Origin of the sequence: Planococcus sp. CAU13 (assembly GCF_000775575.1) — a bacterium.
GTDB lineage: Bacteria > Bacillota > Bacilli > Bacillales_A > Planococcaceae > Planococcus.
Genome location: NZ_JRGN01000267.1, coordinates 12,633 through 33,546, shown reverse-complemented (window position 1 = coordinate 33,546; position 20,914 = coordinate 12,633). Strand labels below are relative to the sequence as shown.

The 20,914-nt window shown below is 46.4% G+C and carries 22 protein-coding genes; 21 read left to right on the top strand and 1 reads right to left on the bottom strand.

All coding sequences use genetic code 11. The features are described from left to right. The first annotated feature begins 166 nt into the window (after nucleotides 1–166). The 11 genes from KW93_RS12835 (at nucleotide 167) to rsmI (ending at nucleotide 11,000) form a co-directional block, all read left to right on the top strand. The gene (locus tag KW93_RS12835; RefSeq protein WP_033543424.1) at nucleotides 167–1,597 is read left to right on the top strand and encodes an aminotransferase class I/II-fold pyridoxal phosphate-dependent enzyme; all 1,431 of its coding nucleotides are present in this window, start codon (nucleotides 167–169) and stop codon (nucleotides 1,595–1,597) included. Between the two features lie 67 nt (nucleotides 1,598–1,664). Then, nucleotides 1,665–3,188: an exopolyphosphatase gene (ppx, locus tag KW93_RS12830; protein WP_033543429.1), complete on the top strand. Its 1,524-nt coding sequence runs from the start codon at nucleotides 1,665–1,667 to the stop codon at nucleotides 3,186–3,188. A 92-nt stretch (nucleotides 3,189–3,280) separates the two neighbouring features. Then, the gene (locus KW93_RS12825) at nucleotides 3,281–5,380 is read left to right on the top strand and encodes an RNA degradosome polyphosphate kinase (RefSeq protein ID WP_442956625.1); all 2,100 of its coding nucleotides are present in this window, start codon (nucleotides 3,281–3,283) and stop codon (nucleotides 5,378–5,380) included. Between the two features lie 124 nt (nucleotides 5,381–5,504). After that, the gene (gene tmk / locus KW93_RS12820) at nucleotides 5,505–6,146 is read left to right on the top strand and encodes a dTMP kinase (protein ID WP_152602458.1); all 642 of its coding nucleotides are present in this window, start codon (nucleotides 5,505–5,507) and stop codon (nucleotides 6,144–6,146) included. A gap of 141 nt (nucleotides 6,147–6,287) precedes the next feature. Beyond that, nucleotides 6,288–6,617 carry a cyclic-di-AMP receptor gene (locus KW93_RS12815; RefSeq protein ID WP_033543422.1) on the top strand — a complete coding sequence of 110 codons (330 nt, stop codon included), beginning with the start codon at nucleotides 6,288–6,290 and terminating at the stop codon, nucleotides 6,615–6,617. 80 nt (nucleotides 6,618–6,697) lie between these two features. Next, nucleotides 6,698–7,690: a DNA polymerase III subunit delta' gene (gene holB, locus KW93_RS12810; protein WP_033543427.1), complete on the top strand. Its 993-nt coding sequence runs from the start codon at nucleotides 6,698–6,700 to the stop codon at nucleotides 7,688–7,690. A gap of 3 nt (nucleotides 7,691–7,693) precedes the next feature. Further along, on the top strand, nucleotides 7,694–8,506 hold the full coding sequence (locus KW93_RS12805) for a PSP1 domain-containing protein (protein WP_033543421.1): 813 nt from the start codon (nucleotides 7,694–7,696) through the stop codon (nucleotides 8,504–8,506). A 10-nt stretch (nucleotides 8,507–8,516) separates the two neighbouring features. Further along, complete coding sequence (yabA, locus tag KW93_RS12800) at nucleotides 8,517–8,879, top strand: DNA replication initiation control protein YabA (protein ID WP_033543420.1); 363 nt, start codon at nucleotides 8,517–8,519, stop codon at nucleotides 8,877–8,879. Nucleotides 8,880–9,140: 261 nt separating this feature from the next. Beyond that, the gene (locus tag KW93_RS12795; protein ID WP_033543419.1) at nucleotides 9,141–9,878 is read left to right on the top strand and encodes a tRNA1(Val) (adenine(37)-N6)-methyltransferase; all 738 of its coding nucleotides are present in this window, start codon (nucleotides 9,141–9,143) and stop codon (nucleotides 9,876–9,878) included. Next, entirely contained in the window at nucleotides 9,865–10,134 is a 270-nt protein-coding gene (locus KW93_RS12790) for a GIY-YIG nuclease family protein (protein ID WP_033543418.1), read from the top strand. The genes KW93_RS12795 and KW93_RS12790 overlap by 14 nt, the downstream gene beginning before the upstream one ends. Beyond that, nucleotides 10,131–11,000: a 16S rRNA (cytidine(1402)-2'-O)-methyltransferase gene (gene rsmI / locus KW93_RS12785; protein ID WP_033543417.1), complete on the top strand. Its 870-nt coding sequence runs from the start codon at nucleotides 10,131–10,133 to the stop codon at nucleotides 10,998–11,000. The genes KW93_RS12790 and rsmI overlap by 4 nt, the downstream gene beginning before the upstream one ends. 48 nt (nucleotides 11,001–11,048) lie before the next feature. On the opposite strand, the gene KW93_RS12780 is transcribed toward rsmI, so the two are convergent. Further along, complete coding sequence (locus KW93_RS12780; protein ID WP_033543416.1) at nucleotides 11,049–11,327, bottom strand: AbrB/MazE/SpoVT family DNA-binding domain-containing protein; 279 nt, start codon at nucleotides 11,325–11,327, stop codon at nucleotides 11,049–11,051. A gap of 330 nt (nucleotides 11,328–11,657) precedes the next feature. Between KW93_RS12780 and metG the strand changes: the two genes are divergently transcribed. The 10 genes from metG to spoVG all read left to right on the top strand — a co-directional run bounded on the left by metG (nucleotide 11,658) and on the right by spoVG (nucleotide 20,762). Continuing rightward, a complete protein-coding gene (gene metG, locus KW93_RS12775; protein ID WP_033543415.1) occupies nucleotides 11,658–13,616 on the top strand; it encodes a methionine--tRNA ligase in 1,959 nt (652 codons plus the stop codon). Between the two features lie 179 nt (nucleotides 13,617–13,795). After that, nucleotides 13,796–14,572 (top strand): TatD family hydrolase, encoded by a 777-nt coding sequence (locus KW93_RS12770; protein WP_033543414.1) that lies wholly within the window; start codon nucleotides 13,796–13,798, stop codon nucleotides 14,570–14,572. Nucleotides 14,573–14,649: 77 nt separating this feature from the next. Next, a complete protein-coding gene (locus KW93_RS12765) occupies nucleotides 14,650–15,960 on the top strand; it encodes a ubiquitin-like domain-containing protein (protein ID WP_052131620.1) in 1,311 nt (436 codons plus the stop codon). A gap of 110 nt (nucleotides 15,961–16,070) precedes the next feature. After that, nucleotides 16,071–16,631 carry a ribonuclease M5 gene (gene rnmV, locus KW93_RS12760; RefSeq protein WP_033543413.1) on the top strand — a complete coding sequence of 187 codons (561 nt, stop codon included), beginning with the start codon at nucleotides 16,071–16,073 and terminating at the stop codon, nucleotides 16,629–16,631. Further along, entirely contained in the window at nucleotides 16,628–17,506 is an 879-nt protein-coding gene (gene rsmA / locus KW93_RS12755; RefSeq protein WP_033543412.1) for a 16S rRNA (adenine(1518)-N(6)/adenine(1519)-N(6))-dimethyltransferase RsmA, read from the top strand. Before rnmV ends, rsmA begins: the two co-directional genes overlap by 4 nt. 160 nt (nucleotides 17,507–17,666) lie before the next feature. Continuing rightward, nucleotides 17,667–17,930 carry a biofilm formation stimulator Veg gene (gene veg, locus KW93_RS12750; protein WP_033543411.1) on the top strand — a complete coding sequence of 88 codons (264 nt, stop codon included), beginning with the start codon at nucleotides 17,667–17,669 and terminating at the stop codon, nucleotides 17,928–17,930. Between the two features lie 143 nt (nucleotides 17,931–18,073). Beyond that, nucleotides 18,074–18,937 (top strand): 4-(cytidine 5'-diphospho)-2-C-methyl-D-erythritol kinase, encoded by an 864-nt coding sequence (gene ispE / locus KW93_RS12745; RefSeq protein ID WP_033543410.1) that lies wholly within the window; start codon nucleotides 18,074–18,076, stop codon nucleotides 18,935–18,937. A 56-nt stretch (nucleotides 18,938–18,993) separates the two neighbouring features. Continuing rightward, entirely contained in the window at nucleotides 18,994–19,821 is an 828-nt protein-coding gene (purR, locus tag KW93_RS12740; RefSeq protein WP_033543409.1) for a pur operon repressor, read from the top strand. A 1-nt stretch (nucleotide 19,822) separates the two neighbouring features. Then, the gene (locus tag KW93_RS12735) at nucleotides 19,823–20,197 is read left to right on the top strand and encodes a RidA family protein (RefSeq protein ID WP_033543408.1); all 375 of its coding nucleotides are present in this window, start codon (nucleotides 19,823–19,825) and stop codon (nucleotides 20,195–20,197) included. A 280-nt stretch (nucleotides 20,198–20,477) separates the two neighbouring features. Next, nucleotides 20,478–20,762, top strand: a complete 285-nt coding sequence (gene spoVG / locus KW93_RS12730; RefSeq protein ID WP_033543407.1) for a septation regulator SpoVG — start codon at nucleotides 20,478–20,480, stop codon at nucleotides 20,760–20,762. The last annotated feature ends 152 nt before the right edge of the window (nucleotides 20,763–20,914 follow it).

Below are 20,914 nucleotides of genomic sequence, written 5' to 3'. Positions count from 1 at the left end.
ACACGAAAGGTCGTTACCGCATCTGCGGTAACGGCTTTTTTTCTGTTGCCCATTTTATAAAGACATAAATGTGAAAATCCAATGCACCGGGTGCAGCTGATGGGGCATTATTTTTACGCGGGAATGGGTATAATGAAAACAATTAATAAAGTGAGGATGAAAAATTATGCTGGAACGCCGCCCTATTGTAAGTGCCTTATCGGATTTTCAAAAACAGGACCCGATTTCATTCCATGTACCGGGCCATAAGAATGGACTCTTATCAAACCTGCCGGCAGGAATGGCTGCGGTATTGTCTTATGACTTAACAGAATTGACAGGTTTGGACGATCTTCATTTTCCGCAGGAAGCAATTGAAGAAGCACAAATCCTTCTGGCGGAAGCATACGCGGCGGATCGAAGTTTTTTGCTGGTGAATGGTTCGACGGTAGGCAATCTGGCGATGATCCATGCTGTGTGCAAGGAAGGGGATCAGGTGATTGTCCAGCGCAATTCACATAAATCCATTTTTCATGCTTTGGAACTTGCCAAAGTGCAGCCGATCTATATTTCCCCCCAATGGGATGATGATTCGCTGACAGTGATTTCCCTTTCGCTGCAGGCGATACAAGCAGCTGTTGGGAATTATCCCAATGCAAAAGCGCTGGTGCTGACTTATCCGAGTTATTACGGTATGGTTTCAGAAGAATTGGCGGACATAATCCAGTTTTGCCACCGCAAGGGACTGGCTGTTCTAGTGGACGAAGCGCATGGAGCACATTTTCAGGCGGGCACGCCATTTCCTGTTTCTTCGCTGGCATTGGGAGCGGATGCAGTGGTACAGTCTGCGCATAAGACTCTGCCGGCTATGACTATGGGTTCTTTTTTGCATCTTCAGGGAACCCGGGTGAGTGAAAAGAAGGTGGAGAAATACCTTCGAATGTTCCAGTCGAGCAGCCCTTCTTATTTACTGTTGGCTTCTCTGGACGATGCCCGTTCATTTATCCGGAGTTATTCACAGTCGGATCTCCGTAACTTTTTGCAAAAGCGTGCTGACTTTATCAGCAGTTTACGGACAATCCCACATCTGACGGTTTTTGAATCGGACGATTCGCTCAAATTGCTCTTGCGGGTAGAGAATCGCAGTGGCTTTCAGTTTATAAGGAAACTGGAGCAAACAGGCCTGTATGCAGAGATGGCCGATTCTTACCAGGTGCTGCTGATTCTGCCGTTACTCAAGCAGGGGCATACTTATCCTTTTGCAGAAGCTCGAAGCCGGATAAAAGATGCAGTACGCTCAGTAAGAGAAGAAAGCAGTGAGATGGCATCTTTTCAAATACAGGTACCGGATGAAATCAGTGTTCCCGAATTATCGTTCGAGGAAATTGATCTGGCTGACTATGAATGGATTCCATATACCAGGGCGATTGGACGTATAGCGGCAGGTACGGTAATCCCTTATCCGCCTGGTATTCCACTGATCATAGCCGGTGAGAAGTGGACAACTGCAAAACTGGAGGAATTGATGAATTATTTGGCATCAGCAGTACAAATTCAAGGAGAGCACCGTTTGGACAGAAGGCAGTTATTGGTGCTTCGGCAGGATGAGGAAAGCTGAAAGATCAAAAGTATGGAAATTGACGGATAAAATTATATTAAATTGGATGGATTGCGGGGCGTTGATGATGGAGCAGGAAAAGTATGGAATTATCGATATTGGTTCTAATACCATCCGCTTGGTTATTTATACCAAGGGAAAAAACGGACAGTTTACTGAAAGTGACAATATAAAAGTAGTGGCCAGACTCCGGAATTATTTGTCGGAAGAAGGTATCCTGGAAGATAAAGGGATCAAGGTGCTGATTGATACGCTTCTAAGTTTTCAGGAAGTGACACGCCATCACCGGTTAAAAGACATTAAATGTGTAGCGACGGCAGCTATCCGGCAAGCAAAAAACCAACAGGCCATCATTGATAAAGTCCAAACAGAAACGGATTATACGATGCGCATCCTATCGGAGTTTGAAGAAGCTAATTATGGCTATTTAGCGGTGGTCAACTCTATGCCCTATACTGACGGCATAACCATCGATATTGGCGGAGGCAGTACAGAGCTTACCTTATTCAGAGACCGGCAACTGATCCATTACCACAGCTTTCCTTTTGGTGCATTATCTTTAAAAAGGAACTTTGTCGAAGGTAACATGCCTACGCAAGCGGAGATAGAAGCATTGAGGTCTTTTTTGGCAAGTCAGTTTGCGGAGTTGGAGTGGCTGTCGGATAAGAGGCTGCCGTTGATTGGCATTGGGGGCAGCGCCAGGAACGTTGCTCAAATCCATCAGGAATATGTGGAATATCCATTATCGGGTGTGCATCAATATGTCATGAGCAAGCAGGATATCTCAGAGATGAATGGAAGGATGCAATCTTTCAATTTCTCGGAGATGCAGCGTATTGAAGGCTTGTCAAAGGATCGGGCGGATATCATTATACCAGCTGTTGAAGTTTTCGGCTTTTTGATGGAGGTCATCGGCACAGAAGAATTCGCTCTCAGCCGAAAAGGTTTGAGAGAAGGGGTTTTCTACGAAGAAATGAGGAAGGAATTCGAGTTGTCCATTCTCCCGGATATCCTTGAAGAAAGTTTCCAGGAACTGGCAGCTGATTTTGATATTGATCTGACTCACGCCTTTCACGTGGCCGGCAGTGCCTTGATGATTGCACAAAAATTGGAGGAGGCGGGACTGGCATCGCTCAAAGAAGATTATGAACGTATTAAAGTGAGCGGCACTTTATACAATCTGGGAAGTTATATCGATGCAGAGTCAAGCAATCAACACACGTTTTACTTGTTGTGCAACCGGACAATCGATGGCTTGCTGCATAAAGAACGGGTGATCATCGCGCTGATTGCCTCCTTCAAGAATAAAGCAGCGTTCAAACGCAATGCAGCGCCATTCGAGGAATGGTTTACCAAAGAAGAATTGAATAGATACAGCCTGCTTGGAGCAATCATAAAACTGGCTTACTGTTTAAATGCGACAAAAAGGGATATTGTGGAGAAAATCCATTTGGAGAAAAACGGGGAAGAGCTGGTTTTCTTTATCCAGAGCCGGAAAGATTGGAAACCTGAACAATACCAGGCGGAAAAACAGAAAAAACATCTGGAAAAACAATTGAAGAAAACGATCCATATCCAATTTTACAAATAATTCATAGAAATCATACATTACCTTAATAATTTGCCGAATGGGCGATGGTAAGATTAACGTGAGATATTATGTATAAAAGGGTGGCGTCTACCGTGAGTGCGAAAAAGAAGACAGAGATAGAAATTGACGATTTCTCTTATTACAATAACCGTGAACTCAGCTGGCTTGCATTTAATGAAAGAGTGCTCCGGGAAGCGCTTGACCAGCGCAACCCGCTATTGGAAAGGCTGAAATTCCTAGCTATATTCAGCTCCAATCTGGATGAATTTTTTATGGTTCGGGTGGCTGGTTTAAAAGATCAGGTCAAGGTCGGTTTTACCAAACGTGAAAATAAAGCGGGAATGACCCCGAAGCAGCAGCTGAGCGAAATCGGGGAAATGACCCATCATTTGGTCGATTTGCAGTATCAGACCCTGCAGGACGTTTTGCTTCCGAAGCTGCAAAAGGAACAGGTGGAAATTCTTAAAGTTGAAGAATTGCAAAAAGAACAGCTGGCGTTTGCCGAAGCTTATTTCGATGAGCGCATTTTTCCTGTTTTGACGCCGATGGCCATTGATGCTTACCGCCCGTTTCCGATGCTGCTGAACAAAAGCATCAATTTGGCTGTTGTACTCGAAAACGATGAGAAAGAAAGGCATACTGCGATTGTCCAGGTTCCGGCGGTTCTGGATCGTTTTATCCGCATGCCGGCAAAGCCGTCCAGCTTCCAAGTGATTATGCTGGAAGATATCATCAAGCTTTTTATACACAAGATGTTCCAGGGTTTCCGAGTGACGTCGGTCTCTGTTTTCCGTATTACACGCAATGCGGATATGACTATTCATGAGGAAGGCGCCCGGGATTTATTGGAGGAAATCGAAGAAGAACTGAAAAAGCGCAAATGGGGAGCTGCAGTCCGGCTGGAAATCCAAGCGCCGGACTTTGATCCGGACATATTGGATTATTTGACCGAGGAACTGGAAATCCATAAAAAAGATGTCTATATAATTGACGGCTTTCTGGATTTAACGTTATTATTCGATTTTTACAAAAAGGCAGCCAGGGACAATGAACATTTAGTTTATGAAGGAAATATTCTCCAATTGCCGGACAGCATGAAGTCAGGCAAGGAAATTTTTGAGAAAGTGGCCCGTCAGGATGTCTTTCTGCATCATCCTTATGATTCTTTTGAACCGGTTGTAAATTTCATCTCAGAAGCAGCGGATGACGATGATGTGTTAGCGATCAAACAGACTCTCTACCGGGTGAGTGGAGATTCTCCGGTGATTAAAGCATTGAAAAGGGCGGCTGAAAATGGAAAGCAAGTCACTGTGCTGGTGGAATTGAAAGCACGGTTTGATGAGGAAAATAATGTGCAGTGGGCAAAGGAACTGGAAAAAGCGGGATGCCATGTCATTTATGGCATCACCCATTTGAAAACCCACAGTAAAATTACACTTGTCGTCAGGCAGAAAGCCAATCGGATTGAACGCTTTGTTCACCTCGGGACCGGCAATTATAATGACCAGACAGCGAGAATCTATACAGACATGAGTTTGTTCACTTCAAAGAGGAAATTCGGCATCGATGCCACCAACTTTTTTAATTACTTGAGTGGTTATACCGAAAAGCCGGCATTCCATTATTTATCTGTAGCGCCTTTCAGCATCCGTAATGATTTCCTCCAGATGATCGACTCCGAAATTGATTTTCACAAAAAGCACGGCAACGGCCACATTATTGCTAAAATGAATTCATTGACTGATAAAGCAATCATCAGAAGATTCTATGAAGCTTCACAGGCCGGAGTGAAAATCGACTTGATCGTCCGGGGAATTTGTTGTTTGCGGCCAGGAATAGAAGGAGTAAGCGAGACGATTCATGTGAGAAGCATCGTAGGCCGGCTGCTGGAGCACAGCAGGATCTATTATTTTCATCATAATGGCCAGAAACAGGTCTTTTTGTCTTCAGCGGACATGATGACACGCAATATGGAAGACCGGATCGAGATCCTGTTTCCCATTATTGACGACAAAGTCAAAAAGCAGATAACGGATATCCTCGCTTTGTATTTGGCTGACAATGTCAAAGCCCGTGAGCAGGATGCTGAAGGAAACTACGACTATGTTTCCCGAAAGGAAAAAGAAGCGGCGGTTGACAGTCAGATGGAATTATTCCACCGGACCAGCGGGGCAACTGAAACCAACGCATAAATGTCTGTCCTTTGCCCCGCTGTTTCAAATGGACGCTATAAAGTTTTATTGATTTCCTGTATAGTAGATGGAGATTGGGAGATAAGAGATAAAACAACTTTATAGAATAAGGTGAATCAGTGGAATGAGTTATTTGATAAGTTTGGAAGGCGGGGAAGGATCGGGAAAAACGACAATTCTCCATCTGCTGGCAGAGGCTTTAAAGGAAAAGGGTTTTTCGGTTATCAGTACCAGGGAACCCGGCGGAATTGAAATCGCCGAACAGATAAGGACCGTCATCCTTGATCGGGGCAATACAGAGATGGATGCCCGGACAGAGGCTCTATTGTATGCGGCTGCCCGAAGACAGCACCTGGTCGAAAAAGTCATCCCCGCTTTGGAAGCCGGAACTATTGTCTTATGCGACCGCTATATAGACAGCAGTCTGGCCTATCAGGGATATGCAAGAGGCCTTGGTATGGAAAAGGTTTTCTCCATCAACAAGTTTGCCATCGGTGACTACATGCCTGACTTGACTTTGTACTTCGATGTAAATCCGGAAACCGGTTTGGGGCGGATCAACAAGGACAGCAATCGTGAAATTAACCGGCTGGATGAGGAATCCGTTAATTTCCATTATAAAGTCAGACAGGGCTATCTGCTCCTTTTAAGCGAAAATCCGGACCGGATGCAATTGGTCAATGCCCAAAATGGTGTGGAAGAGGTCTTTGAAGACGCTTTTAAAATTCTGATGAGATATATACAGGAACAACAGGAAAACAGCTGACTGGAACAAAGGTCGGCTGCTTTTTCTTTTGGCAGGTCAGAAAGTGAGGAATTTCGGCAGGAGGTGCAAAAGTTATACTGTGCCCATCCGGGTTCATGTTATACTTATATAGAAGGAAGACAAAAAAAGGAGTGAGTGCTGATGAAACTCGTCGTTGCAGTTGTACAGGATCAAGACAGTAACCGTTTATCCAATGCTTTGACAAAAAATGATTTCCGGGCTACCAAGCTTGCCAGTACAGGAGGGTTTTTGCGCTCAGGAAATACGACTTTTTTAATCGGGGTGGAAGACGGCCTCGTTCCTAAATTACTGGATTTGATCCGTGAAAACTGCCGTTCGCGCGAACAGATGGTAGCACCTGTTTCACCGATGGGTGGAAATGCGGATTCGTATATTCCCTATCCTGTGGAAGTGGAAGTGGGCGGCGCCACGATTTTCGTATTGCCAATCGAGCAGTTCCATCATTTTTAAGCAGTGTCGAACGATAAAATACATGACCCCCGTGCTCCCTTGGAACACGGGATTTTTTTAAGGAAGGGGCAGGTGTGAAAGTGCAGATGACGAGCGAAGAATTCGGGCAGATGCAGCCCATTGTGATGAAGAGGCTGCAGGGGGCTTTTGAAAAAGAGCGGCTGGCACATGCTTACCTTTTTGAAGGGCCCGCCGGTTCCGGCATCAAAGAAGTGACGCATTTTTTTGTAAAGCTGCTGCTGTGCGAAACGCCGAAGCAGAATGTTCCATGTGGAACATGCAGAAGCTGCCATTTATACGATTCAGGAAATCATCCAAATATTGTTTTTGTTGAGCCGGATGGCCAAAATATCAAAATCGACCAGATCCGTGAACTGATTTACCGCATGAATAAAACCGGCCTGAATACAGGGCGCAAGATTTACGTCATTCAGGAAGCGGACCGGATGAATAATGCTTCCGCAAATGCTTTGCTGAAATTTTTGGAGGAACCGGAATTTAATGTTACCGCCATTCTCCAGACGGAACGCCTGAATGCCCTGATGAGTACGATCCGGTCCCGCTGTCAGCTCATATCATTTCAGCCTCTGTCGCGTCCTGTCCTGATGGAGAAACTGATTGCAGGAGGCATGACAATTTCAATGGCGGCAACAGTCAGCATGCTGACACAAAGTGAAGAAGAAGCGTGGGAATTGAGTAAAGACGAACAATTTCCGCAGGCAAGAAAAACAGTTTTAAAGCTCGTGGAAACGGTCAGCCACAATGTCCATGAGGCACTTTTGATGCTGCAGTCGGACTGGCTTCCGTTGTTCAAGGAAAAAGAAGATACCGAAAGAGGCCTGGACATGTTATTATTTGCTTATCGGGACATTGCTTCGGTAAAGGCAGGACTCGAGGCAGCAAGAACGTATCCAGACATGGAAGAAACTTGGAAGCAGATGGCTCTTCAGCGTTCTTTTACTGTGTTGTCAACGCAGCTGCAGGCCATTTTACAGGCCAAACAGCAATTGCCTCGCAATATGAACCGAACGCTGCTGATGGAGCAATTAATGCTGAATCTGCGGGAGGGGTAAAAATTGTATAAAGTCATAGGTGTCCGCTTTAAAAAAGCGGGTAAAATATATTATTTCGATCCGGGAGAATTTCCGATTGAAAAAGACGATTATGTCATTGTGGAAACAGCACGCGGTGTTGAATATGGGAAAGTGGTTGTGCCGGTCAAGACGGTCGGTGAAAACGATGTTGTATTGCCGCTTAAACAAGTTGTTCGTGTAGCCAGTGAGCGTGACCGGGAACAGGTGGAAGAGAACCGCCAGCAGGCACAGCAGGCATTTGAAACAGGTACGGGCAAAATCGAAGAGCACCGTCTCGATATGAAACTCGTGGATGTCGAATATACATTCGACCGCAATAAAGTGATTTTTTACTTCACGGCGGAAGGGCGCGTCGATTTCCGGAACCTGGTAAAGGATCTGGCGTCAATTTTCCGTACGCGCATTGAACTTCGCCAGATTGGTGTAAGGGACGAAGCGAAGATGCTTGGCGGCATTGGACCTTGTGGACGCATGCTCTGCTGTTCGACATTCCTCGGCGATTTTGAACCAGTTTCGATCAAAATGGCGAAAGATCAGAATCTGTCATTGAATCCTTCAAAAATTTCGGGATTATGCGGACGTTTGATGTGCTGCCTTAAATATGAGAACGACGAATACGAGCAGGCTAAGAAAGAAATGCCGGATATTGGCAGCCGGGTAGCGACTCCGGACGGCGAAGGGCGTGTAGTCGGGATGAATATCCTGGAACGCGTGTTGAAAATTCGACTTTCTGAGCAGGAACAGACACTTGAATACTCATTAAGTGAGATAATGGACCAAGGAACGAGAGCGTGAGGTGGTTTGTGTGAAAGATAAGAACTTTTTGGACACGGTCATGGATTTTGAGCAGCAGCTCGAATCGATGCAGCAGCAATTCCGCGAACTGAAAGCAGTGGTGGCGCATACGATGGAAGAACATCATGCGCTGCAGCTTGAAAATCATCATCTGCGTGCGCGGCTCGATGAACTTCATGAATCGGTTCCGGAAGCTGCGGCGGCTGTGGATCCTGTAAAAATTGAACGGGCAGCCATGGATATCGGTGAAGGCTATGACAATCTGGCCCGCCTCTATCATGAAGGCTATCATGTCTGCCATGTACATTTCGGCAGTTCCCGAAAAGGCGATGATTGCCTGTTCTGCCTGTCGTTTTTAAACAAGCAGAACTGACGGCATATGCCGGTGTATTTCAACAAAAGCTGCCGCCACTTCGTGTGGCGGCAGTTTTTTGTTTTGAAGTTAAGAGCTTATGGCTTTTCTAATCTGAAGGTTCTTAAGAAAGGTGTTGTGGTGTCCAGACTCCAGCACCCAGTTCTTCGGGACATAAGTCAATCCAGCTGCGTGGCGGAACGTCACTCCGCTGGTTTGTCTTATGCCTGTCGGAGCTAAACGGGCGCTTGCGCTTTTCTTAAGTTAAAGGAGTTGAATTGAATGCTGTTGGATGATGAACGGCTGGACTATTTATTGGCGGAGGATTTGCGGATTATCCAAAGTCCTTCAGTGTTTTCGTTTTCACTGGATGCGGTTTTATTGGCACGGTTCGCTTATGTGCCGCTGAAGCGCGGGAAGATTGTGGATCTTTGCACAGGAAACGGCGCGATTCCGCTGTTTTTAAGCGCGCGCACCGAGTCGCAGATCATTGGGGTTGAGCTGCAGGAACGCCTTGTCCATATGGCTCAGCGCAGTGTGGCTTATAACGGGCTGGAAGCGCAGATCAGTATACTGGAAGGCGACGTGAAGTCGATTCCTGAAACGCTCGGATTCGAGAAATATGATGCGGTGACATGCAATCCGCCTTATTTCCCGGCGGATAATATGAGTGATAAAAATATCAGTGAGCATATGGCGATCGCCCGCCACGAGCTGCACCTGACACTGGATGAAGCCGTGCGGTCTGCGAGCCAGTTATTGAAACAGGGCGGCAAAGCGGCGTTTGTGCACCGGTCGGGCCGGCTGATCGATTTGATTACGACGATGCGCGCCAATCGGTTGGAGCCGAAACGCGTCCGTCTCGTGTATCCGAAAGCAGGGAAAGAAGCGAATACGTTATTGATAGAAGGCACAAAAGACGGCAAACCGGACCTGAAAATCCTGCCGCCGCTGATCGTCTACGGGGCTGACGGTGAATACACGGAAGAAGTGCGGGAAATGCTTTATGGAGACAACTAGCCATTATTTCTATGTGCTGGAATGTGCCGACAATTCCTATTACGCAGGTTATACGAATGACCTGCAGAAACGGCTGGAGGCACATAATGCCGGCAAAGGCGCGAAATATACACGTGCGAGAGGGCCGGTGCAGATGATCCATTACGAGGAATTTGACACGAAGCCTGAAGCGATGAAGGCGGAATACGCCTTCAAGCAATTAACGAAAACGAAGAAAATCCGTTATATTGCTGGAGGGAAGGAGAAGGGCCAATGAAATCCCAGAAGAGTTTCCAGGAAACGAAAGCGACTTTATATCTTGTGGCTACGCCGATCGGCAACCTTGAAGATATGACAGTGCGTGCACTGCGAATATTAAAGGAAGCTGATATCATCGCAGCGGAAGATACCAGAAATACCAAAAAACTTTGCAATTACTTTGATATTCAGACAAAGCTCGTCAGCTATCATGAGCATAATCAGGAAAGCGGCGGATACAAAATTCTTTCTTATATGGAAGAAGGCAAATCGGTGGCACTTGTCAGCGATGCGGGAATGCCATGCATTTCCGATCCGGGCGAAGATATTGTGAAGCGCGCCATCGAAGCCGGTTTTCCGGTTGTGCCGATTCCAGGCGCCAACGCGGCACTCAGCGCGCTTATCGCATCCGGCATTGCACCGCAGCCTTTTCAGTTCTACGGCTTCTTGTCGCGCAGCAAAAAAGAGCGGCAGGCCGAACTCGAATTATTGAGCCAAAACCGGGAAACACTGATTTTCTACGAAGCACCGCATCGATTAAAGGAATGCCTGAAGAGCATCCAGAAGAGTTTCGGTGGTGAGCGGCAGATTGTCCTGGCACGTGAAGTGACGAAAAAGTTTGAGGAGTTTTTGAGAGGGACTGTGGAACAAGCGGTGGAATGGGCGGACGCCAATGAAGTGCGCGGGGAATTCTGCCTGGTACTGGAAGGAAATGCCGCACCGGATCCTGTGGAAACTACAAATTGGTGGGAATCCCTTTCAATTGAAGAACATGTCAATGCGCTGATGGAGCGGGAAGGTCTGCCATCAAAAGAAGCGATCAAACAGGTGTCTCTGGACCGTAAATTGTCAAAACGAGAGGTTTACCAGGCGTATCATATGTGAAGCAATAAAAAAAACCGGATCGCAGATAGCGTCCGGTTTTTATAGTGATTATTTCTTCAAATTGTTTTGAATTTCTTTCATCAGCATTTCTGCGCCTTCAGAACTCAAGACCAATTTGCCTCCGACAAGTTTCATGTTGTCGTCCGAAACTTCGCCTGTTACTGCGCAAGTCATGTTCGGCATATATTTCTTCAAAATGATTTTGTCATCATCAACATAAATCTCCAAAGCGTCTTTTTCTGCGATGCCAAGTGTGCGGCGCAATTCGATTGGAATAACGACACGGCCCAATTCATCGACTTTACGTACGATACCTGTTGATTTCATAAATCCGTCCCCCTTGAAATTTTTAAATGTATTCGTCAAAATTCGACAATTACCACTTCCTGTCATAAAGCATACCAATTCTTGGGATGAAGGTCAATAAAAAACTATCGGATATATAATGAAATTCCATAATTTGTGGTATATTTTGGAGCTCGAAATAAAATAAAAGGCATTGGATTCAAAAGATTTTGATAAATGTAAAAATTATACAATAATATATGAATAATATTTTTACAAAAAATCCCTAGTGACGCGCAAGATTGAAAGATTGTACAAAATTGCGGACTTCGTTAAAATAAATCTTATACACACAAACTGGAGGAATTTTTCGTGACTGCTAACAAAGAAACATTCTATTTAACAACACCAATTTACTATCCAAGCGGAAAATTCCATATTGGAACCGCATATACGACGGTCGCCTCTGATTCGATGGCCCGTTATAAGCGCCTGCGCGGCTTTGATGTCCGCTTTTTGACGGGCATGGATGAGCACGGCCAGAAAATCGAGGAAAAAGCACAGGAAACGGGACTAGCTCCGCAAGTGTTTGTCGATGAAATGGCTGAAGCGGCAAAAAGCGTCTGGCAGACAATGGATATCAGCTACGACGATTTTATTCGTACGACTGAAAACCGCCATAAAGAAGGCGTCGAAAAGATTTTCCAGAAATTCCTCGATAATGGCGACATCTATAAAGGCCATTACGAAGGCTGGTACTGCACACCCTGTGAATCATTTTATACGGAAGGCCAGCTGGAAAACGGCAATTGCCCGGATTGCGGCCGTCCTGTCCATAAAGTGAAAGAAGAGTCGTATTTCTTTAATATGAAGAAATATGCAGCGCGCCTTCTTGAGTATTACGAGAATAACGTTGAATTCATCGAACCGGAATCACGTAAAAACGAGATGATCAATAACTTCATCAAGCCAGGGCTCGAGGATCTTTCGGTTTCCCGTACGTCGTTTGACTGGGGGATTCCGGTGCCGGGCGATCCGAAGCATGTCATCTACGTATGGGTCGATGCCCTGTCGAATTATATTACGTCACTCGGATATGGTTCCGACGACGATTCGCTGTTCAATAAATACTGGCCGGCGGATGTCCATGTGGTCGGCAAGGACATCGTTCGTTTCCATACAATCTACTGGCCGATTTTCCTGATGGCGCTTGATCTGCCGTTGCCGAAAAAAGTTTTCGCACATGGCTTCATCATGATGAAAGACGGCAAAATGTCGAAATCGAAAGGCAACGTCGTGTATCCGGAAATGCTGGTTGAGCGCTATGGCCTTGATGCAACGCGTTATTTCCTGTTGCGTGAACTGCCATTCGGTTCTGATGGCGTATTTTCTCCGGAAGCGTTTATCGAACGGACGAATTACGATCTGGCCAATGACCTCGGGAATCTATTGAACCGGACCGTTTCGATGATCAATAAATACTTTGACGGCAATGTACCGATCATTGACGGTGAGAAAACGGAATTTGATGCAACCCTTCAGCAGGTTGCGAAACAGACAGTCGAAGTCTACGAGAAGCACATGGAGAAAATGCAGTTCAGCATGGTATTGAGTGAAGTGTGGGCGCTGATTTCCAGAACGAATAAATATATCGATGAGACACAGCCATGGGTACTGGCAAAAGACGAAGCGCTGAAAGATCAGCTGGCTTCTGTCATGGCCCATCTGGCGGAAAGTTTGCGTATGACAGCGGTTATGCTGCAGCCGTTCCTTCCGAATGCACCGAAACAGATCATTGAGCAGCTTGGCCTGACGGAAGAGTATCTGGCCTGGGAAACTTTAGACAGCTTCGGCAAAATTCCGGCCGGCACTAAAGTTGCGGCAAAAGGCACACCGATTTTCCCGCGTCTTGAAATCGAACCGGAAGTGGCCTACATCCGCGATCAAATGCGCGGAGGCATGGCTGCAGAACCGGAAGAAGAGACAGTGGAAGAAGTGCCGGATGTACCGGAAATCACAATCGACGATTTCACGAAAGTCGATCTTCGCGCAGCAACGGTAACTGCCTGTGAGCCTGTTCCGAAAACATCGAAACTGCTGAAATTGCAGCTAGACATGGGTTATGAGCAACGGCAGGTAGTGTCAGGCATCGCCGAGCATTACAAACCGGAAGAACTGGTCGGCAGAAAAGTGGTCGTCGTGGCCAACCTGAAACCGGTCAAATTGCGCGGGGAATTGTCACAGGGCATGATTCTGGCGGGAGAAAAAGATGGCTTCCTGACATTGGCTGCAGTGGCCGAGCAGCTGCCGAATGGCTCGAAAATTAAATAAATCGAATGGTGCAAATGGTCCGCTTACTATAGCGGGCCATTTTTGTTTTTAAGCATATTTTAGGTTTTCCGGGTAAATTGACACACAAAAAAGATGTTTTGTTATATAAATGTAATATTACTGTGAAGAAAGAAATGAAGTTTACAGCTAGAATAAGTCTTAGCGTAAGGAGAGTGCATATGTTTATTGATACTCACGTACATCTGAATGCAGACCAATACGATGACGACCTTAAGGAAGTAATCGAGCGGGCATTAGAAAACAATGTTACAAAAATGATTGTTATCGGCTTTGATCGAAAAACGATCGAACGGGCGATGGCTTTAATAGAAGAATATGAGTTCCTTTATGCGGTAATCGGCTGGCATCCTGTCGATGCGGTTGATTGCACGGACGCGGATCTCGACTGGATCGAAGAGCTTTCGGCGCATCCGAAAGTGGTCGGCATCGGTGAAACGGGCCTGGATTATCATTGGGACAAATCACCGAAAGACGTGCAGTACGAAGTGTTCCGCAAGCAGATTCGCCTTGCGAAAAAGCTGAATCTGCCGATCATCATCCATAACCGCGATGCGACAGCAGACGTTTTGACCATATTGAAGGAAGAAAATGCGGCTGAAGTCGGCGGCGTCATGCACTGTTTCGGCGGCAGCGTCGAAACGGCACAGGAAAGCATCGGCATGAACTTCATGATTTCCCTCGGTGGACCGGTGACTTTTAAAAATGCCAAAAAACCGAAAGAAGTGGCAGCGGAGATTCCGCTTGAACATCTGCTGATTGAAACGGATGCGCCTTATCTGGCCCCTCATCCTTACCGCGGAAAACGCAACGAGCCTTCCTACGTGCCATTGGTGGCAGAGGAAATTGCCCGATTGAAAGGATTGCCGGTGGAAGAAGTGGCAAAAATCACCACTCAGAATGCTGTAAATTTCTTTAAATTGAATGATATCAAATAATTGGCTTAAAACCGTTCTGATTGACTGGCTCCAAACGAGTCCATATAATCACACAGGTGAATGAGGAGGAGTTACATTTGACGAAAGAAGAAGATAATAATAATAATTCAACGATAAATACATCAAAAAAGAAATCCATCATTATATCATTGGCTACTGTATTGATGTTCGCAGCGGTCATGGCTTTTGCAATCTATGAAGGTACAAAAAACACGGTTACCATGATTTCCAACGGCGAAAAGGAAGAAGTGAAAACTCATGCAGAAACAGTAGGGGCATTTCTCAATGAGCAGGAAATCAAAGTGGGCCAGGATGATTATCTGAGCCATACAGCAGACGCTTCAATCGATAAAGATATTGTCATCGAATGGACAGAAGCGGACCAGTTCACGATTACGGTGGACGGCAAACCGACATCTGCCTGGACAACTTCGAATACAGTGGAAGATATTTTGGCAAAAGCGGACATCGAAGTAACTGAAAACGATAAAGTAACGCCTGCGCTTGACGCGGAAGTAGATGCAGAAACAGCCATCTCCGTCGAAAAGGCATACGAAGTTACAATTTTTGATGGACTGGAAGAAAAGAAAGTATGGTCCACTTCGACTACGGTCGCTGACTTTTTGAAACAGCATAAAATCACTTTGGGCGATCTTGATCGCGTGGAAAAAGAGATGGATGAACTGATCCTTCCCGGATCTGAAGTTAAAGTTGTTCGTGTAGAAAAGGTCACCGATGTAGTGGAAGACACAGTGAAATTCGCGAAAGAAACGAAAAAAGACGACACGCTTTTAAAAGGATCTGAAAAAGTGGTTCAAAAAGGTGAAGAAGGTCTTGTCGAGAAGACATTCGAAGTCGTGAAAGAAAACGGCAAAGAAGTCAAACGTGAACTTAAAGGCGAAAAAGTCGTAAAAGAACCGAAAAAGCAGGTCGTTGCAGTAGGAACAAAAACAGTTGTGGCGAGCATTTCCCGCGGCGCTGACAAAAAAGCAGCTGCTCCGGCTCCGAAAAAAGCAGCGGCAGCATCACAACCGGCTGCAGCAGCACCAAAAACAACAAAAACTGCAGCTCCGGCCCAAAGCAGTGAACCATCAAGCGGCCGCGAGTTCTATGTGTCTGCAACTGCCTATACGGCTTTCTGCAATGGCTGCTCCGGCATCACGGCAACAGGCATCAACCTGAAAGCGAATCCGCATCTGAAAGTGATCGCTGTAGATCCTTCCGTTATTCCACTGGGCTCAAAAGTATGGGTTGAAGGATACGGACACGCCATCGCAGGCGACACAGGCGGCGCCATCAAAGGCAATAAGATCGATCTTTTCATGCCGGACCGTTCTGCCGCTTTGGCATTCGGACGCAAACAAGTGAAAATCAAAGTTCTCGATTAATTGATGAGGAAATTGGAAAGCTTTCCCGGGCCATCCCGGGAAAGCTTTTTACATGTTCAGAGGAAACAGGGTAAACTAAAACAAAAGGCTTTGAAACGAGGAACAGACTGATGAAGATAAAAGAAGTGATTGTGGTGGAAGGCAAAGATGACACCGTTGCCATTAAGCGGGCGGTCGAAGCCGATACGATTGAAACGAACGGCTCCGCTATTTCTGAAGAGACATTGAAAAAAATCGCTCACGCCGCTGCCAAACGCGGCGTGATTGTGTTTACCGACCCCGATTATCCAGGCAGGCGGATCCGTGCTATTATTGAGGAATACGTGCCGACAGCCAAGCATGCATTTTTGGCAAAAGAAAAAACCATTGCAAAAAACGGCAAGGGTGTGGGCATTGAACATGCCAAAGATGAAGATATCCGTGAAGCGCTGGCTGCCGTGCATACACTGTGGAACAATGAAGCACCGGCGGAGATCACGATGGAAGATTTGATTACGGCCAGGCTTGTTGCCCATCCGCAGGCCCGGCAGCGGCGCACGGAACTCGGGCGCAGGCTGCAGATCGGTTACACGAACGGCAAACAGCTCGCCAAACGGCTGCATATGTTCGGCATAACAAAACAGCAATTCATTGAAGCGGTGCAGGCGCTCAATCAGGAGGAACGAAAATGATGAAAGATATAGCAACCCCAATACGCACCCAGGAAATCATGGCGAAACATGGTTTAACAGTGAAAAAGAGTCTCGGCCAAAACTTTTTGATTGACCCGAATATTTTACGGAAAATCGTCAGCCAGGCCAATTTGACCAAACAATCGGCGGCAATTGAAATCGGGCCGGGAATCGGCGCTTTAACTGAGCATCTTGCACGGACAGCCGGAAAAGTGCTCGCTTTTGAGATTGATCAGCGGCTGTTGCCCGTCCTTGACGATACGTTAGCCCCTTATGACAACGTCAGCATCATCCACTCCGACATTCTGAAAGCGGATGTGGCGGACGCCATCGCGAAAGAGCTGGAAGGCTATGAAGATATCATGGTGGTGGCGAATTTACCGTATTACGTGACGACTCCGATTATTATGAAGTTATTATTGGAAAAACTGCCGATCCGCGGAATGGTGGTCATGCTGCAAAAAGAAGTCGCGGAGCGCATTACAGCTAAACCCGGAACCAAAGCCTATGGTTCATTGTCCATTGCCATTCAGTATTACACGGAAGCGGAGATGGCTTTGACGGTGCCGAAGAGCGTCTTCATGCCGCAGCCGAATGTCGACTCTGCGGTCATCCGCATGACGAAGCGCACGACGCCGCAAGTGGAAGTCATCGATGAGGACTTTTTCTTTAAAGTGACGCGCGGCTCGTTCGTCCAGCGCCGCAAGACGATCTTCAATAATCTGCAGGCAGCCATGCCGGACGGCAAAGAAAAAAAGGAGTTCATCCTTCAGGCACTGGAAGACGCAGGGATCGACCCGGCAAGACGGGGTGAAACATTAAGCATCAAAGAATTCGGCAGCCTTGCGGACAAGCTCTACAGCTATTTTGCCTGAGCCTTTTGAATCTGTTGAAAAAACGGCACAACTCGAATAAAAAAAGGTATTTCGGATAAATAAATATTGACACCAAGCGGATTCCGAGCTAAAATTAAAAATTTATTTGACAATTTGGGCATATTGTAGTAAGGTTTGTTTATAGTGAGGTGTAGACAAAATGCCCAAAACTTTGGCGGATATCAAGAAGTCGTTGGATTTGCATTTAGGGAAACGATTGCTGTTGAAAGCAAACGGAGGTCGCAAGAAAACGGTCGAACGTGCCGGAATCCTGCGCGAAACATATCACTCCGTGTTCGTAATTGAGTTAGATCAAGATGAACATGCATTTGAAAGAGTGTCCTACAGCTACGCGGACATCCTGACGGAAGCAGTGGAAATCACTGTGTATGAAGGAACAGAAAACGCTATGGTCGTTAAATAATCGAACTATATTCATAATCTTTGCAGCCCATACCTCGCCGGATCCGGCGTGGTATGGGCTTTTTGTTTCTTTTGCCAAAAACTCCCCATTTCATTTCCTTGTGTTAAAATAGTCTTCATCAGAATATAAAGGAGGCAGTGGAGATGCTCTACGTAAAAGCGCCTGCCAAAATCAATTTAACATTGGACGTATTACATAAAAGACCTGATAATTACCACGAAGTCGAGATGATCATGACCACCGTGGACCTTGCAGACCGCATAGGACTGAAGGAAACGGATCATGGCATCCACATAGAATCGGCAGATCGCTTTGTGCCGAATGATTCACGCAACCTGGCTTATCAGGCAGCGAAACTGCTGAAAGATACATACCACATCAAATCCGGTGTCATCATCAAACTCGATAAGCAAATTCCGGTAGCTGCCGGTCTTGCTGGAGGATCGAGCGATGCAGCGGCTACATTAAAAGGCCTGAATAAACTGTGGAAGTTGAATCTGTCACTGGATGAGCTTGCCGAACTGGGCACAAAAATCGGCTCCGATGTCGCTTTCTGCGTTTACGGCGGAACAGCGCTGGCGAAAGGCCGCGGAGAAATCATCCAGCAGCTGCCGGCGCCGCCAAACTGCTGGGTCATTCTTGCGAAGCCGACAATCGGCGTGTCCACTGCAGAAGTGTACGGTGCATTTGACGTTGAACGAGCGGAACATCCGAATACCCAGGAAATGATCCGGGCCATTGAAACGAAAGACTACGCCGCTGTCTGCGCGAATTTAGGAAATGCCTTAGAAAGCGTTACACTGTCGCTTTATCCTGAAGTGGCGCAGATCAAAGAACAGATGAAAAAATTCGGAGCGGATGCTGTCCTGATGAGCGGCAGCGGACCGACCGTCTTTGGACTCGTGCAGCAGGAAGCGCGCATTCCCCGCATTTACAATGGTCTGCGCGGTTTTTGTGACGAAGTATATGCCGTAAGACTGGTCGGCGAACGGGAGCCACTTGCTTAAAGACGGACAATTATGATAAGTTTGCTATAAATCATTCGTGTTCAGGAGAGTGGAAAATGAAATGGAAGCGCAGTGAACGTTTAGTGGATATGACGCATTATCTATTGGACCATCCACATAAATTAATTCCGTTAACGTATTTCGCTGATTTATATCAGTCGGCTAAATCATCGATCAGTGAAGACCTGGGAATCGTCAAGGAAACGTTTGAGCAAAAAGGCATCGGTTTATTGGCCACTGTCCCCGGGGCTTCCGGTGGAGTGAAGTACATCCCGAAAATGCAGGAAACGGAAATCAGGGAAATCATGCAGGAGCTCATCAGTGAATTGAGCCATTCTGACCGCTTGCTGCCGGGCGGCTATCTGTACATGACGGATGTGCTCGGTAATCCGGATATGATGAACCGGGTAGGAAAAGTTTTTGCCACTGCATTTGCCGACCAGAAAATCGATGTCATCATGACGGTAGCCACAAAAGGCATTCCCATCGCCCACGCCATCGCCCGTCATTTGAATGTGCCGGTCGTCATCGTCCGGCGCGACAGCAAAGTGACAGAAGGCTCCACCGTCAGCATCAATTACGTTTCGGGTTCGTCGCGGCGCATCCAAACGATGGTCTTATCAAAACGCAGCATGAAAAGCGGTCAGCGTGTGCTGATCACCGATGATTTCATGAAAGTCGGCGGCACCATGAACGGCATGAAGAATCTTCTCGAAGAATTTGATTGCTCGCTTGCCGGCGTCGCCGTATTGGTGGAAGCGGAACATAAAGATGAACAGCTGGTCGAAAAATACTTATCACTCGTTAAATTGCGTGAAGTCAGTGAAAAAGAACGGAAAATCGAATTGCAGGAAGGCAATTATTTTGCAGAAGGAGGATTCTAATATGAAATTTGTAGCAACGGAAGGGGCAGCGGCAGCAATTGGGCCGTACTCACAAGGTGTGGTAACGGGAAATATGTTTTACAGTTCCGGGCAAATTCCATTGACGCCTGCAGGAGAACTTGCAGGAGATTCAATCGCGGAACAGGCTCACCAGGTTTTTGCCAACCTGAAAGCGGTGCTTGCTGAAGCTGGATCTTCTTTGGAACAAGTTGTAAAAACGACTGTATTCATTAAAGACATGAACGATTTTGCTGAGTTGAATGAAATCTACGCATCTTATTTCGGTGACCATAAACCGGCGCGGTCAACAGTTGAAGTGGCGCGTCTGCCGAAAGATGTAAAAGTGGAAATCGAAGTCATTGCTGAAGTTAATTAATGAGATGAGAGCTGCCTGTTAAAGGGCAGCTTTATTTTTTTTGTCTAGACTCCAGCTGCCCAGCTCCTCGGGTCATAAGCCAGCCCAGCTGCGTGGCAAAGAGCGCCATTCCGCTGATCTGCCTTATGCCTTTCGGAGCTTGACGGGCGCTTGCGCTTTTTTCATTATGAATACAAAATATTCTAATAAATTTTGTAATTTTTGAAGGAGATTAGTCCTGAGTAGCGAATACCATAAAATAGCTCCAAAAATTGCATCTTAGGGGAGAGGTGATGAGAGAATGGAAGTAACTGATGTCAGGTTGAGAAGGGTTCAAACGGACGGCCGGATGAGAGCGATCGCTTCCATCACCCTGGATAACGAATTTGTTGTCCATGATATTCGGGTGATTGATGGAAACGACGGCCTTTTTGTGGCAATGCCGAGCAAAAGAACTCCGGATGGCGAATTTAGAGATATAGCACATCCGATCAATTCAGGAACACGAGGCAAACTTCAGCAAGCTGTGTTGGCTGCCTATGAACAAAGTGAAAATGACCCTGTGTTTGAAGAAGCGGGCGTATAAGTAGAACAGACAGAAGAGCCTGATGCGAAATCCGGGCTCTTTTTTATTTGGCTGGATTCGTTATGGGATTGTCATGGCTGTGAACCTTGAATAAACAGGGTTTTTCCGATATAGTTAGTAACAGCGGGGCGATTTCAGAGCCGCATGGCAAT

Coding starts and splice junctions, on each gene's coding strand:
- KW93_RS12835 (WP_033543424.1), top strand. CDS start 167: ATGCTGGAACGCCGCCCTATTGTAAGTGCCTTATCGGATTTTCAAAAA.
- ppx (WP_033543429.1), top strand. CDS start 1,665: ATGGAGCAGGAAAAGTATGGAATTATCGATATTGGTTCTAATACCATC.
- tmk (WP_152602458.1), top strand. CDS start 5,505: ATGAGTTATTTGATAAGTTTGGAAGGCGGGGAAGGATCGGGAAAAACG.
- KW93_RS12815 (WP_033543422.1), top strand. CDS start 6,288: ATGAAACTCGTCGTTGCAGTTGTACAGGATCAAGACAGTAACCGTTTA.
- KW93_RS12795 (WP_033543419.1), top strand. CDS start 9,141: ATGCTGTTGGATGATGAACGGCTGGACTATTTATTGGCGGAGGATTTG.
- KW93_RS12790 (WP_033543418.1), top strand. CDS start 9,865: ATGGAGACAACTAGCCATTATTTCTATGTGCTGGAATGTGCCGACAAT.
- rsmI (WP_033543417.1), top strand. CDS start 10,131: ATGAAATCCCAGAAGAGTTTCCAGGAAACGAAAGCGACTTTATATCTT.
- KW93_RS12780 (WP_033543416.1), bottom strand. CDS start 11,327: ATGAAATCAACAGGTATCGTACGTAAAGTCGATGAATTGGGCCGTGTC.
- KW93_RS12770 (WP_033543414.1), top strand. CDS start 13,796: ATGTTTATTGATACTCACGTACATCTGAATGCAGACCAATACGATGAC.
- rnmV (WP_033543413.1), top strand. CDS start 16,071: ATGAAGATAAAAGAAGTGATTGTGGTGGAAGGCAAAGATGACACCGTT.
- rsmA (WP_033543412.1), top strand. CDS start 16,628: ATGATGAAAGATATAGCAACCCCAATACGCACCCAGGAAATCATGGCG.
- veg (WP_033543411.1), top strand. CDS start 17,667: ATGCCCAAAACTTTGGCGGATATCAAGAAGTCGTTGGATTTGCATTTA.
- ispE (WP_033543410.1), top strand. CDS start 18,074: ATGCTCTACGTAAAAGCGCCTGCCAAAATCAATTTAACATTGGACGTA.
- purR (WP_033543409.1), top strand. CDS start 18,994: ATGAAATGGAAGCGCAGTGAACGTTTAGTGGATATGACGCATTATCTA.
- KW93_RS12735 (WP_033543408.1), top strand. CDS start 19,823: ATGAAATTTGTAGCAACGGAAGGGGCAGCGGCAGCAATTGGGCCGTAC.
- spoVG (WP_033543407.1), top strand. CDS start 20,478: ATGGAAGTAACTGATGTCAGGTTGAGAAGGGTTCAAACGGACGGCCGG.